Annotated in this window: 12 protein-coding genes; 11 read left to right on the forward strand and 1 reads right to left on the reverse strand. The window is 71.8% G+C overall.

Annotated elements, in window-relative coordinates; translation table 11 throughout:
- Position 1: 1 nt before the first annotated feature.
- From pyrR to H489_RS28535, 11 genes are read left to right on the forward strand one after another with little or no spacing between them, the layout of a single operon-like run.
- Positions 2–601, forward strand: coding sequence for a bifunctional pyr operon transcriptional regulator/uracil phosphoribosyltransferase PyrR (gene pyrR, locus H489_RS28490; protein WP_017887177.1), 600 nt, complete (start codon positions 2–4; stop codon positions 599–601).
- Complete coding sequence (locus H489_RS37370; RefSeq protein ID WP_017887178.1) at positions 601–1,815, forward strand: aspartate carbamoyltransferase catalytic subunit; 1,215 nt, start codon at positions 601–603, stop codon at positions 1,813–1,815. Before pyrR ends, H489_RS37370 begins: the two co-directional genes overlap by 1 nt.
- On the forward strand, positions 1,812–3,170 hold the full coding sequence (locus H489_RS28495; RefSeq protein ID WP_017887179.1) for a dihydroorotase: 1,359 nt from the start codon (positions 1,812–1,814) through the stop codon (positions 3,168–3,170). The genes H489_RS37370 and H489_RS28495 overlap by 4 nt, the downstream gene beginning before the upstream one ends.
- Entirely contained in the window at positions 3,167–3,730 is a 564-nt protein-coding gene (locus H489_RS28500) for a hypothetical protein (protein ID WP_017887180.1), read from the forward strand. The genes H489_RS28495 and H489_RS28500 overlap by 4 nt, the downstream gene beginning before the upstream one ends.
- Entirely contained in the window at positions 3,727–4,926 is a 1,200-nt protein-coding gene (gene carA, locus H489_RS28505) for a glutamine-hydrolyzing carbamoyl-phosphate synthase small subunit (RefSeq protein WP_017887181.1), read from the forward strand. The genes H489_RS28500 and carA overlap by 4 nt, the downstream gene beginning before the upstream one ends.
- Complete coding sequence (gene carB, locus H489_RS28510; protein ID WP_017887182.1) at positions 4,926–8,219, forward strand: carbamoyl-phosphate synthase large subunit; 3,294 nt, start codon at positions 4,926–4,928, stop codon at positions 8,217–8,219. Before carA ends, carB begins: the two co-directional genes overlap by 1 nt.
- Before the next feature lie 11 nt (positions 8,220–8,230).
- Entirely contained in the window at positions 8,231–9,115 is an 885-nt protein-coding gene (gene pyrF / locus H489_RS28515; protein ID WP_152427251.1) for an orotidine-5'-phosphate decarboxylase, read from the forward strand.
- Positions 9,112–10,035: a guanylate kinase gene (gene gmk / locus H489_RS28520; protein ID WP_017887185.1), complete on the forward strand. Its 924-nt coding sequence runs from the start codon at positions 9,112–9,114 to the stop codon at positions 10,033–10,035. The genes pyrF and gmk overlap by 4 nt, the downstream gene beginning before the upstream one ends.
- 27 nt (positions 10,036–10,062) lie before the next feature.
- On the forward strand, positions 10,063–10,326 hold the full coding sequence (gene rpoZ, locus H489_RS28525; protein WP_017887186.1) for a DNA-directed RNA polymerase subunit omega: 264 nt from the start codon (positions 10,063–10,065) through the stop codon (positions 10,324–10,326).
- Positions 10,327–10,331: 5 nt separating this feature from the next.
- Positions 10,332–11,543: a methionine adenosyltransferase gene (gene metK, locus H489_RS28530; protein WP_017887187.1), complete on the forward strand. Its 1,212-nt coding sequence runs from the start codon at positions 10,332–10,334 to the stop codon at positions 11,541–11,543.
- 8 nt (positions 11,544–11,551) lie between these two features.
- Positions 11,552–13,534, forward strand: a complete 1,983-nt coding sequence (locus H489_RS28535; protein WP_017887188.1) for a hypothetical protein — start codon at positions 11,552–11,554, stop codon at positions 13,532–13,534.
- A 124-nt stretch (positions 13,535–13,658) separates the two neighbouring features.
- On the opposite strand, the gene H489_RS28540 is transcribed toward H489_RS28535, so the two are convergent.
- Positions 13,659–14,114, reverse strand: a complete 456-nt coding sequence (locus H489_RS28540; protein WP_017887189.1) for a DUF4383 domain-containing protein — start codon at positions 14,112–14,114, stop codon at positions 13,659–13,661.
- Between the last annotated feature and the right edge of the window lie 9 nt (positions 14,115–14,123).

Raw genomic sequence — 14,123 nt, forward strand, 5'->3', positions numbered from 1 at the left:
AATGCCGTCCAGTGAGGCGGGGAAGGGGGTCGACGTGGGAACCAGAACGGTCCTGCAACAGCCCGACATCACGCGTGCCCTGACACGCATCGCGCACGAGATCCTCGAAGCCAACCACGGGGGCTCGGACCTCGTGCTCCTCGGCATCCCGACCCGCGGCGCCGTCCTGGCGGAACGCCTCGGCCGGATCCTGGCCGGCATCGAGCCGGAGTGGTCCTCGGCCGCCGGTGGCATCGGGACGGAGCGTGTCGGCACGCTCGACGTCACCATGCACCGCGACGACCTCGGCCACGGCATCGGTCGAGCCCCGCACCGGACGGTCATCCCCGCCGGCGGCATCGACGGCAAGGTCGTCGTGCTCGTCGACGACGTGCTGTACTCCGGCCGTACCGTCCGCGCCGCGCTCGACGCGCTGCAGGGCATCGGTCGGCCGCGTGCCGTCCGGCTCGCCGTGCTCGTCGACCGCGGCCACCGCGAACTGCCGATCCGCGCGGACCACGTCGGCAAGAACCTGCCCACGGCGTCCGACGAGCGGGTCACCCTGCACCTGGCCGAGACCGACGGCGACGACACCGTGTTCATCGAGCAGGGGGTGGCGTGATGCGGCACCTGCTCTCCACCGCCGACCTGTCCCGCGAGCAGGCCGTCCACATCCTCGACGTCGCCGAGGAGATGGCCGAGGTCAACACGCGCGAGGTCCGGAAGCTCCCGGCCCTGCGTGGCAAGACCGTGGTGAACCTGTTCTTCGAGGACTCCACGCGCACGCGCATCTCGTTCGAGGCCGCCGCGAAGCGCCTGTCCGCCGACGTCCTGAACTTCGCCGCGAAGGGCTCGAGCGTCTCGAAGGGCGAATCCCTGAAGGACACCGTGCAGACCCTCGGCGCGATGGGCATCGACGGCATCGTCATGCGCCACGGCGCGTCCGGCGCCCCGCGGGTGCTCGCCGACGCCGACTGGATCGACGTGCCGGTGGTCAACGCCGGCGACGGCACCCACGAGCACCCGACCCAGGCGCTGCTCGACGCCTTCACGATGCGCCGCCGCCTGCACGGCACCGGTTCGCGCGGCCAGGGCCTCGACGGCGTGCGGGTCCTGATCATCGGCGACGTGCTGCACAGCCGTGTCGCCCGCTCGAACGCCTGGCTGCTCCGCACCCTCGGCGCGAGCGTGACCTTCGCCGCGCCACCGACCCTGCTGCCCGCCACGACGACACCGTTCGGGGCCGCGGTGCACCACGACCTCGACACCGCCCTGGCCGAGGACCCGGACGTCGTCATGACGCTCCGCATCCAGCAGGAACGCATGAACGACGCCTTCTTCCCGAACCCGCGCGAGTACACGCGGCACTGGGGCCTGAGCCGTGTCGCCCGCTCGAACGCCTGGCTGCTCCGCACCCTCGGCGCGAGCGTGACCTTCGCCGCGCCACCGACCCTGCTGCCCGCCACGACGACACCGTTCGGGGCCGCGGTGCACCACGACCTCGACACCGCCCTGGCCGAGGACCCGGACGTCGTCATGACGCTCCGCATCCAGCAGGAACGCATGAACGACGCCTTCTTCCCGAACCCGCGCGAGTACACGCGGCACTGGGGCCTGACGGCGGCGCGCTTCGGACGGCTGTCCGAGCGCACGCTGATCATGCACCCCGGTCCGATGAACCGCGGGCTCGAGATCGCCGGCGTCGCCGCCGACGACCCCCGCTCGACCGTCGTCGAGCAGGTCGAGAACGGCGTCTCGGTCCGGATGGCCGTCCTCTACCTCGCCCTGACGGGCAGCGCCGGCAACGGCACCGACGCGAAGGAGTCCGCCGCATGACCGCTCACCTGATCCGTGGCGCGCAGCTGGTCGACGGCTCGCGTGCCGACATCCGTCTGGAGGGCCGGCGCATCACCGCGATCGGGTCCGGTCTCGACGCGGTCGGCGCCACCACCGTGGACGCGGACGGGCTCATCGCCCTGCCCGGTCTCGTGGACCTCCACACGCACCTGCGCGAGCCCGGCCACGAGGAGTCCGAGACGGTCCTCACCGGCTCGCGTGCCGCGGCCGCCGGCGGCTTCACCGCCGTGAACGCGATGGCGAACTCGAGCCCCGTCGCCGACACCGCGGGCGTCGTCGAGCAGGTCCAGGCGCTCGGTGACGACGCCGGGTACGTCACGGTCCGCCCGATCGGCGCCGTGTCGCAGGGGCTGCAGGGCACGCACCTGTCCGAGATCGGTGCGATGGCGACCTCGCGGGCGAAGGTCCGGGTGTTCTCGGACGACGGCTCCTGCGTGGCCGACCCGCTGCTCATGCGCCGGGCACTCGAGTACATCAAGGGGTTCGGCGGGGTGCTCGCGCAGCACGCCCAGGAGCCGCGCCTGACCATCGGCGCGCAGATGAACGAGGGCCGGCTGTCCTCCGAGCTCGGCCTCGCCGGGTGGCCCGCCGTCGCGGAAGAGGCGATCATCGCCCGCGACGTCCTGCTCGCCGACCACGTCGGGGCGCGGCTGCACGTCTGCCACGTCTCGACGGCCGGCAGCGTCGAGGTGATCCGCTGGGCGAAGTCCCGTGGCATCGACGTCACGGCCGAGGTCACGCCGCACCACCTGGTGCTCACCGAGGACCTCATCGCCGGGCACGACGGCGCCCCCGGGTACGACGCCCGCTACAAGGTGAACCCGCCGCTCCGCGCCCGCGAGGACGTCGAGGCGCTCCGCGCGGCCCTGGCCGACGGCACCATCGACATCGTCGCGACCGACCACGCGCCGCACACCGCCGAGGCGAAGTGCTGCGAGTGGCCCGCCGCCGCGAACGGCATGGTCGGTCTCGAGTCGGCGCTGAGCGTGGTGCAGTCCGCCGTGGTCGACGACGGCCGGCTCGACTGGGCCGACGTCGCCCGGGTGCTGTCCGAGGCGCCGGCGCGGATCGGTCAGGTCGAGGGGCACGGGCAGCGCATCGCCGAGGGCGCGCCCGCCGAGATCACGCTCTACGACCCGTCGGCCAGCCGTGAGTTCGCGGTCACCGACCTCGCCGGCCAGTCGCAGAACTCGCCGTACCTCGGCATGACCCTGCCGGGCCGGGTCGTCGCGACCTTCCACCAGGGGTACGCGACGGTGCTCGACGGCCGGGTCGTCGACGCGGACACGATCGCGGCGCACGCCGCGGCGCTCCGGACAGGGGCGCGCGCATGAGCGGCGACACGCAGCGCTGGCTCCTCGGCGCGGTGATCCTGCTCGGGGTCGCCTCCCTGTTCGTCGCGATGGCGCGCACCTGGCGGACGCGGACCAGGAAGCAGGCGGAAGCCGTGCCTCCCGTCCGGGTGCCGGCCGACCTGGCACCGGCGGTCGGGTCGTGGGACGGGTTCACCGTCGCGACGACCCGCGCCGACCAGCCGTTGGAACGCATCACCGCAGGCGGCCTCGGGTTCCGCGGCCGCGGCGGGGTGACGGTCCACGCGACCGGCGTGGTGATGCGCCTCGCCGGTACCGACGACCGCTGGATCGCGCGTGACGCGGTCCGCGGCGCCGACCGCTCCACGTGGGCGATCGACCGCGTGGTCGAACCCGGGGGACTGGTCCGTCTGCGATGGACGGCGACCGGCGCCGCAGGTGCGACGGACCTGGACACCTACTTCCGGTTCCCGGAGGACGACGCAGCCGCGCTGCACGCCCTGCAGGGACTGACCGAGACCGGGCCGCAGGCGACTGCGGCCGATGCTCCGCGAACCGCGGGCGAAGGGAAGAAAGCATGACACGCGAACGGGCCGTCCTGGTCCTCGAAGACGGCACCCGGTACGACGGCTGGGCCTACGGCGCCCGTGGGCGCACGCTCGGCGAGGTGGTCTTCGCGACCGGCATGACCGGCTACCAGGAGACGCTGACCGACCCCTCCTACGCCGGGCAGATCGTGGTGCAGACCGCGCCGCACATCGGCAACACGGGGGTGAACGACGAGGACCCCGAGTCCCGTCGCATCTGGGTCGCCGGGTACGTGGTGCGCGACCCCAGCCGCGTGGTGTCGAACCACCGCGCGAACGCCACGCTCGACGACCACCTGGTGCGCGACGGGATCGTCGGCATCGCAGGGATCGACACCCGCGCCCTCACCCGCCGCATCCGCGACGCCGGCGCCATGAAGGGCGGCGTCTTCAGCGGCGCCGACGCGGCACTGCCGGAGTCGGAGCAGCTGGACGCCGTTCGGTCGCAGGCCACCATGGCGGGCGCGAGCTTCTCGTCGCTGGTGTCCACCCCGGAGACGTACGTGGTGCCGGCCGAGGGTGAGCAGATCGGCACCCTGGCCGTCCTCGACCTCGGTGTGAAGGCGTCGACCACCCGGTACCTCGCCGCCCGCGGCTTCGAGGTGCACGTCGTGCCGCAGGACATCTCCGCCCAGGAGCTGGAAGCCCTCGCACCGGATGCCCTGTTCTACTCGAACGGCCCCGGTGACCCCGCCGCCTCGGACGCGCAGGTCGAACTGCTGCAGGGCAGCCTGCGCACCGGCCGGCCGTTCTTCGGCATCTGCTTCGGCAACCAGCTGCTCGGCCGTGCCCTGGGCTTCGGCACCTACAAGCTGCCCTTCGGCCACCGCGGCATCAACCAGCCGGTGCTCGACACGACCACGGGCAAGGTCGAGATCACGAGCCAGAACCACGGCTTCGCGGTCGACGCGCCCCTGGGCGAGGTCATCGATTCGCCGGCCGGGTTCGGTCGGGTCGAGGTCTCGCACTACTCGCTGAACGACGACGTGGTCGAGGGTCTCCGAGCGCTCGACGTGCCGGCGTTCAGCGTGCAGTACCACCCCGAGGCCGCCGCCGGGCCGCACGACAGCATGTACCTCTTCGACCGGTTCGCGGACATGGTGCGCGAGCGTCGCGACGGTGAGCCGCTCGACGCGGCCACAGCCGACGCCACGACCCCCGCAGCAGACATCACCAAGGAAGCGAACTGATGCCCAAGCGCGCAGACATCAACTCCGTCCTCGTCATCGGTTCCGGCCCGATCGTCATCGGTCAGGCCGCCGAGTTCGACTACTCCGGCACCCAGGCGTGCCGTGTCCTCCGGGCCGAGGGCGTCCGGGTCATCCTGGTCAACCCGAACCCGGCGACGATCATGACCGACCCCGACTTCGCCGACGCGACCTACATCGAGCCGATCACGAACGCGTCGCTCGAGGAGATCATCCGCATCGAGAAGCCGGACGCCGTCCTGCCGACCCTCGGTGGTCAGACGGCCCTGAACGCGGCCATCGCGCTCGACGAGGCGGGGATCCTCGCCAAGCACGGCGTCGAGCTCATCGGCGCCAAGGTCGAGGCGATCCAGCGCGGCGAGGACCGCCAGCTCTTCAAGGAGCTCGTGCTCGAGTCCGGCGCCGACGTCGCCCGCAGCCACATCGCGCACACCTTGGAAGAGGCCAAGGAGTTCGCGAAGGACCTCGGCTACCCGCTCGTCGTCCGCCCGTCCTTCACCATGGGCGGCCTCGGTTCGGGCTTCGCCTACAACGAGGCCGAACTCGTCCGCTTCGTCGGCGACGGGCTGCAGTCCAGCCCGACGACCGAGGTCCTGCTCGAGGAGTCCATCCTCGGCTGGAAGGAGTACGAGCTCGAGCTGATGCGCGACAACTACGACAACACCGTCGTCATCTGCTCCATCGAGAACGTCGACCCGGTCGGCGTCCACACCGGTGACTCGATCACGGTCGCCCCCGCGCTGACCCTGACCGACCGCGAGTACCAGAACATGCGGAACATCGGCATCGACATCATCCGTCGCGTCGGCGTCGACACCGGTGGCTGCAACATCCAGTTCGCTGTCGACCCGTCCAACGGCCGCGTCATCGTCATCGAGATGAACCCCCGCGTGTCCCGCTCGTCGGCCCTGGCGTCGAAGGCCACGGGCTTCCCGATCGCCAAGATCGCCGCGAAGCTCGCGATCGGCTACCGGCTCGACGAGATCGAGAACGACATCACGAAGGTCACCCCGGCGAGCTTCGAGCCGACGCTCGACTACGTGGTCGTGAAGACCCCGCGGTTCGCGTTCGAGAAGTTCCCGGCCGCCGACGCCACCTTGACCACGACGATGAAGAGCGTCGGCGAGGCGATGGCCATCGGCCGGAACTACGCCACTGCGCTGCAGAAGTCGCTGCGCTCGCTCGAGAAGCGCGGGTCGAGCTTCCACTGGGACACCCCGGCTGCCGAGCTCGACAAGGACGCCCTGCTGGCGAAGTCGTCGATCCCGACCGACGGCCGCATCGTCACGGTCCAGCAGGCCCTGGTCGCGGGTGCCACCGCGGACGAGGTCTTCGAGGCCACCAAGATCGACCCCTGGTTCATCGACCAGATCGTGCTCATCAACGAGGTCGCCGACGAGGTCCGTGCCGCCGAGACCCTCGACGCGGACACGATGCGCTGGGCGAAGGAGCACGGCTTCAGCGACACCCAGATCGCGAGCCTGCGCAGCACGGACGCGGCACCGGTCTCCGAGCAGCAGGTCCGTGACGAGCGGCACGCCCAGGGCATCCGACCGGTCTTCAAGACCGTCGACACCTGTGCCGGCGAGTTCCCCGCCCTGACGCCGTACCACTACTCGTCGTACGACACCGAGACCGAGATCACGCCGAGCGACCGCAAGAAGGTCGTCATCCTCGGCTCCGGCCCGAACCGCATCGGGCAGGGCGTCGAGTTCGACTACTCGTGCGTGCACGCGTCCTTCGCGCTGAGCGCCGCCGGGTTCGAGACGATCATGATCAACTGCAACCCCGAGACCGTGTCGACCGACTACGACACCTCGGACCGCCTGTACTTCGAGCCGCTCACGGCCGAGGACGTCCTCGAGGTCATCGAGGCCGAGGCGGCGTCCGGCGAACTCGTCGGCGTCGTCGTGCAGCTCGGTGGTCAGACCGCCCTGGGCCTGGCGAAGCCGCTCGAGGCCGCCGGGATCCCGATCCTCGGCACCAGCCCCACCGCGATCGACTCGGCCGAGGAACGCGGGCAGTTCTCCGCCATCCTCGACGCCGCCGGGCTGCTCGCACCGCGGAACGGCACGGCCCACGACCTGACGAGCGCCACCACGGTCGCCGAGGAGATCGGCTACCCGGTCCTCGTCCGCCCGTCGTTCGTGCTCGGCGGCCGCGGCATGGAGATCCTGTACGACTCCCCGTCGCTCGCGGACTACTTCGACCGGATGGCCGACCAGGCGATCATCGGCCCGGAGCTCCCGCTGCTGGTCGACCGGTTCCTGGACGACGCCGTGGAGATCGACGTCGACGCGCTCTTCGACGGCGAGCGGCTCTACATCGGCGGCATCATGGAGCACCTCGAAGAGGCCGGCATCCACTCCGGCGACTCGGCCTGCACCCTGCCCCCGGTCGGCCTCGGCCGCGCGGAGATCCAGGGCGTCGTCGACGCGACCGAGAAGATCGCCCGCGGCATCGGCGTGCAGGGCCTGCTCAACGTCCAGTTCGCCATCGGCGCCGGCGTGCTCTACGTCCTCGAGGCGAACCCGCGCGCCAGCCGCACGGTGCCCTTCGTCTCGAAGGCGCTCGGCATCCCGCTGGCCAAGGCCGCGTCCCGCATCATGACCGGCACCACGGTCGCCGAGCTCGTCGCCGAGGGCATGCTGCCCGAGCGTGACGGTGCGTTCGTGCCCGCGCAGTCGCCGGTCGCCGTCAAGGAAGCCGTGCTGCCCTTCCGTCGCTTCCGCACCCGCGAGGGCCAGGTCGTCGACTCGGTGCTCAGCCCCGAGATGCGCTCCACCGGCGAGGTCATGGGCATCGACCGCGACTTCCCGCGGGCCTTCCTCAAGTCGCAGGACGCCGCGTACGGCGGCCTGCCGACCAGCGGCACGGTCTTCGTGAGCGTCGCCGACACCGACAAGCGCGCGATCGTGCTGCCGGTGCACCGACTGCAGCAGCTCGGCTTCACGATCATCGCGACCGAGGGCACGGCGGAGATCCTCCGGCGCAACGGCATCGAGGTCGGCATCGTCGGCAAGTACAGCCAGGGTGGCGAGAGCGTCGTCGACCTGCTGGCCACCGGCGAGGTCGACATCGTCATCAACACGCCGTCCGGTGCTGCCGGTCGTGCGGACGGGTACGAGATCCGTGCGGCCACGGTCGCGGCGGACAAGCCGCTGTTCACGACGATCGCGCAGATCGGTGCGGCCGTCGCGGCGATCGAGACGATCGGTTCGCCGCTCAACGTCCGCAGCCTGCAGGACTACGCGCTCGAGCGCGCGACCTGGTGACGGCTGCCAGCGTGGGCACGAACCGGTCAGGAGGCCCGGCCTCCTTCGGTGACCGACTCGCGTCCGCCGTGCGCGAGCGTTCACCGCTCTGCGTCGGCATCGACCCCCACGCCGCCACCCTGGCGGCGTGGGGGCTCGGCCGCGACGAGCAGGGCCTTGCCGCATTCGGCGCGGCCCTGGTCGACGCGGCCACCGGCCGCGCGGCGATCGTGAAGCCGCAGGTCGCCTTCTTCGAGGCGGCGGGGGTGGCGGGCTACCGCGCGCTCGACGCGACGATCCGTCGGGCACGCGATGCGGGCCTCCTGGTCGTCGCCGACGTGAAGCGGGGCGACATCGGGACGACCGGTGACGACTACGCGCTGGCGTGGCTGGACCGCGACGGGCCGTTCGCGGCCGACGCGATGACGGTGTCGCCGTACCTCGGGTACGGCTCGCTCCGGGGCACGATCGACGTGGCGCGCCGGAACGGTGCGGGGGTCTTCGTGCTCGCGGCGACGAGCAACCCCGAGGCCCGGGTGCTGCAGACCGCGGTGCTGGCCGAGGGACCGCGTACCGGCCGGACGGTCGCGGCCGGTATCGTCTTGGACGTGGCAGACGACAACCGGTCCGTGGGCGATCAGGCCCTGGGCGACGTCGGGCTCGTGCTCGGCGCGACCCTTCACCTCGACGACTTCGGCATCGACGCGGACGCGATCGGCTCCGCGCCGGTCCTCGCCCCGGGCTTCGGCGCCCAGGGGGCCCGCATCGAGGACCTCCGGGCGCTGTACGGCGCCCGTGCCGAGCAGGTGCTCGTGAGCGAGTCGCGCGGCCTGCTGACCGACGGTCCGGACGGGGTCGCGGCCCTCGTCGCCGACCGCGCCGACCGCATCCGCACGGCACTGGCGGCGGCAGCGTGACCGACGCGCCCGAGGGCCTGCCCGCGCACCGCACCCCGCCAGAGGTGGACCGCGTCGCCGCGGCGAAGGCCGCCGTCGCCGCACGACGCGCCCGGGCTGCGGTGAAGGCGGCGATCGCGTCGGGGGAGCGCTCCGCACTCGACGTCGCCCGTGCCGCGTGGGACGACTCGCTGGTCGAGACGACCTCGGCCGAGCGTTCGCTGCGGGTCCGCGACCTGCTCGTCAGCCTGCCGGGCATCGGCCCCGCACGAGCCGAGGCGATCATGGGGACCCTGCGGATCGCACCGTCGAAGCGCCTCGGTGGCCTCGGCACCCGGCAGCGGACCGCGCTGGCGGACTGGCTCGCCGCGCGCGGTCGCAAGCGTGGTGCCTCGAAGCTCGTCGTGCTCGCCGGACCCACCGCGGTCGGCAAGGGCACGGTGAGCGCGCACATCCGACAGCAGTACCCGGACGTCAACCTCAGCGTCTCCGCCACCACCCGGAAGCCGCGCCCCGGCGAGGTCGACGGTGTGCACTACTACTTCGTGGACGACGCCGAGTTCGACCGGATGATCCGCGACCGCGAGCTGCTCGAGTGGGCGACCGTCCACAACTCGTACCGCTACGGCACCCCGCGGCCGCCGATCGACCGTGCGCTCGACGCCGGCGAGAAGGTCATGCTCGAGATCGACCTGCAGGGCGCACGACAGGTCCGCGACGCCATGCCCGAGGCCGTGCTGGTGTTCCTGCTGCCCCCGACGTGGGAGGAACTGGTGCGCCGGCTCATCGGCCGTGGCACCGAATCCGCGGATGAACAGGCGCGTCGTCTCGAGACCGCGAAGGTCGAGCTGGCCGCCCAGGACGAGTTCGACGTGCGGATCGTGAACTCCGATGTCGGCACCGCGGCACGTGAGGTCGTAGACTTGTTCTCTGCGCCCTGACGGGTGCACTGACTTCGAGGAGACACCATGGCCAACCCCCAGGGCATCATCGACCCGCCCATCGACGACCTGCTCAGCAAGGTCGAGTCGAAGTACGCGCTCGTCATCTTCGCGTCGAAGCGCGCCCGCCAGATCAACGACTACTACGCCGACCTGCACGAGGGCTCGCTGTTCGACAACGTCGGCCCGCTCGTCGACTCGACGATCGACGACAAGCCGCTGTCCGTCGCGCTCCACGAGATCAACGAGGACAAGCTCACCGTCACCAAGCAGCAGCAGCCCACCGACTGATCCCGGTGACTGCAGCTGCTCTCCGCCTCTTCACGTCCGAGTCGGTGACCGAGGGGCACCCCGACAAGATCTGCGACCAGATCTCGGACAGCATCCTCGACGCGCTGCTCACGGTCGACCCGAACGCGCGCGTCGCCGTCGAGACGATGGTGACCACCGGGCTCGTGCACGTCGCCGGCGAGGTCACGACCTCCGGCTACGTCGAGATCCCGAAGCTCGTCCGTGACGTCATCACCGGCATCGGCTACAACTCGTCGGACGTCTCGTTCGACGGTGCCACCTGCGGTGTCGAGGTCTCGATCGGTGCGCAGTCGCCCGACATCGCGCAGGGTGTGGACGAGTCGCTCGACTCCCGCACCGGTGCGGTCGATCCGCTCGACCGTCAGGGCGCCGGCGACCAGGGCATCATGTTCGGCTTCGCGACGAACGAGACCCCCGAGTACATGCCGGTCGCGATCTGGCTGGCGCACCGTCTCGCCGAGCGCCTGGCCGCGGTCCGCAAGTCGGGTGAGCTGTCGTTCCTGCGTCCCGACGGCAAGACCCAGGTCACCGTCGGGTACGACGGCGTCGTGCCGAAGACCGTCGAGACCGTCGTGCTCTCCACGCAGCACTCGCCGAGCGTCACGCTCGACGAGCTCACCGCCGCGATCACCGAGCACGTGATCCGTCCGGTCCTCGACCTCGTCGACCTCGACTCCTCGCACGTCGACGTCATCGTCAACCCGACCGGTCGCTTCGAGATCGGTGGACCCCAGGGCGACGCCGGACTCACCGGCCGCAAGGTGATCGTCGACACGTACGGCGGGGCCTCCCGTCACGGTGGCGGCGCGTTCAGCGGCAAGGACCCGTCGAAGGTCGACCGTTCGGCCGCCTACGCGCTGCGCTGGGTCGCCAAGAACGCGGTCGCCGCGGGGCTCGCCGACCGGCTCGAGGTGCAGGTCGCGTACGCGATCGGCCGCGCGAAGCCCGTCGGGCTCTACGTCGAGACCTTCGGCACCGGACACGTCGACGACGCCACGATCGAAGCCGCCATCCGCCAGGTGTTCGACCTGCGTCCGGCCGCGATCATCCGCGACCTCGACCTGCTCCGACCGATCTACGCGCAGACCGCGACCTACGGCCACTTCGGCCGCGAGCTCCCCGGGTTCACGTGGGAGCAGCTCGACCGTGTCGAGGAACTCCGCGCTGCCGCAGGACTCGTCGCCGCGACCGTCTGAAGCACCGCGTGACCACCGTCGCGCGCGTCGTCCTCGACTCGCCGCTCCCGCAGTTGGACCGTCTGTTCGACTACCGGGTGCCGGCCGAGCTCGAGGACGACTGCGTCGCGGGGGTCCGCGTCAAGGTGCCGCTGCGCACCGGGGCGCGGATGTCCGACGGGTACGTGGTCGAGATCGTCACCGAGGGTGAGTACCCCGGTGAGCTCAGCCAGATCGAGGCCGTGCTGTCCCCGGTGCCCGTCCTGGCGCCGGAGATCTGGACCCTCGCGCGCGCCGTCGCGGACCGGGCGGCGGGCGTCGCCTCCGACGTCCTGCGCCTCGCCGTCCCACCGCGGCAGGTGCGCGCCGAGAAGGCCTGGCTCGCCCGTGACACCGCGTGGTCGCCCCCGCCGGTGACCGCTCCGCCCGTCACCGGCTACGCCGACGGCGTCCTGGAGGCCGTGGTGACGGAGCACGGACGTGCTGCGGTCGCCGCCGTCCCCCAGCCCGTGGCGGTGGGTGACGCGGACGCACCGGTCTGGGTGCCGGGATGGGCTGCGACGCTCGCCCAGGCCGCGGCGCACACGCTGGCGGCCGAGCAGTCCGCGGTGGTCGCCGTGCCGGACTTCCGCGACGTCATCGACCTCGAGCGCGCCCTGCTCGCCGTGCTGCCGCCGGAACGGGTGGTGCGGTTCGACGCGAAGCAGACGAACGGGCAGCGTGCGAAGGCCCTGCTGCAGGCCCGCACGCACCCGGTGGTCGCGATCGGGAACCGCACGGCGATGTACGCGCCGGCGACGGAGCTCGGGCTGATCGCGATGTGGGACGACGGCGACGCCTCGTTCATCGAGCAGCGGGCCCCCTACGTGCACACGCGCGACGTCGCCCTGGTGCGGGCGGCCCAGTCCGGTGCCGCGCTGCTGTTCGTCTCGCACGCGCGCAGCACCGACGTGCAACGCCTGGTCGAGCTGCACTGGCTGCAGGACGTCGTCCCGTACCGCGTGAAGACCCCGAAGGTCATCCCCACGGTGCAGCAGACCGGGGCCGAGGGCTTCGCCGCCCAGGCGCGCATCCCGAGTTCGGCCTGGCGCGCCGCGCGCGAGGCGAGCCAGCACGGAGCCGTCCTGGTGCAGGTCGCCAGCCCGGGCTTCGGCACCGGCCTGGTCTGCGCCGAGTGCGGCGAACGGGCGCACTGCCGGGTCTGCGGCGGCCCGCTCGGCAGCCCCCACCGGGGCGCCACCCCCCAGTGCCGGTTCTGCGGTGCCCTGGCCGTCGGGTTCCGCTGCCCGACGTGCGGCAACGGCACCGTCAAGCCGGTCGGCCAGGGCGCACAGCGCACCGCGGAGGAGCTCGGGCGGGCGTTCCCCGGCACCCGGATCATCGTCGCGGACGGATCCCGTCCGCTCGACGAGGTCCCCGCCAAGCCGTCGGTCGTCGTCGCCACCCGCGGGGCGGAACCCTCGGTGCCCGGCGGTTACGCCTGCGTGCTGCTGCTCGACGGCGAGAAGATGCTCGCCCGCGAAGGGCTGCGCGTGCAGGAGGACGTGCTGCGCTTCTGGACGAACGCGGCGGCGAAGTCGGCCCCCGGCGCCGACGTGTACCTGGTCGGGATCGGTGGGCGTCTGGCGTCTGCGATGGCCCTGTGGCGGCTCGACGGACCCGCGCACGACGAACTCACCGACCGCCGTGAACTCCACTTCCCGCCGGCCGTCCGGGTGGCGACGATGACCGGCACCGACGAGGCCGTCACCGCTGCGGTCGAGGCCCTGGGCGATGCCGTCGTCGGTCCGGTGCTCGGCCCGGTCCCCGTCGAGGACGACGCCCTGCCGGGCACGGTCCGGGCGATCGTGCGGTTCCCGTACGCCCACGGTGCCGAGGTCGCGGCGACGCTCAAGGCCGAGGTCATCCGGCGTTCGTCGACCCGGCGGGTGCTCAAGGGCGGCAACCGCCGACGGGCCGCTCCGACGCTGCGGGTGCGGCTCGACGACGCCGAACCGTTCTCCGAGGTCTGAGCCCGGCCGACCGGGTGGGCACGACTGGGTGGCCCCGACGCAGAACGACACCGCCGACGTCGTGGGACGTCGGCGGTGTCGTTCGGGGTCTGCCGCGTTGCTGCGACAGTCGGGTGTGCGCCGGTCAGGCGTTGGCGGGCCGGCGACGCTCGCGCGGCAGCACGACGCCGAGGGCGACCATGCCGATGGCGAGCACGAGGTGCAGCCAGTTGTCGGCGTTGTTCAGCGGGACGAAGTTCGCACCCGAGCTGTGCCCGGCGGTGAACAGGCCGTAGACCCACAGGACGAAGTAGACGACCCCGCCGAGCACGAGGTACATCCGCGAGCCGGTGGCCCGGTTGGCGGCGAGCAGTCCGACGACGCCGAACAGCAGGTGGACGATGTTGTGCAGCACCGACACCTGGAAGATGCCGAGCAGCATGCCCATCGACTCGTGTCCGGCGCCGGCCAGGTCACCGGTCGTGATGCCGGGGACGAACCCGGCGATCCCGACGAGCAGGAACACGATGCCGACCACGAGGGCGGCCTTCTGGACGGACGAACCGGCGTAGCGGTTGGTGGCGGTGGTGACGTCGCTCATGGTGGTTCC

Source organism: Curtobacterium flaccumfaciens UCD-AKU, from assembly GCF_000349565.1.
In the GTDB taxonomy this organism is placed as follows: domain Bacteria; phylum Actinomycetota; class Actinomycetes; order Actinomycetales; family Microbacteriaceae; genus Curtobacterium; species Curtobacterium poinsettiae.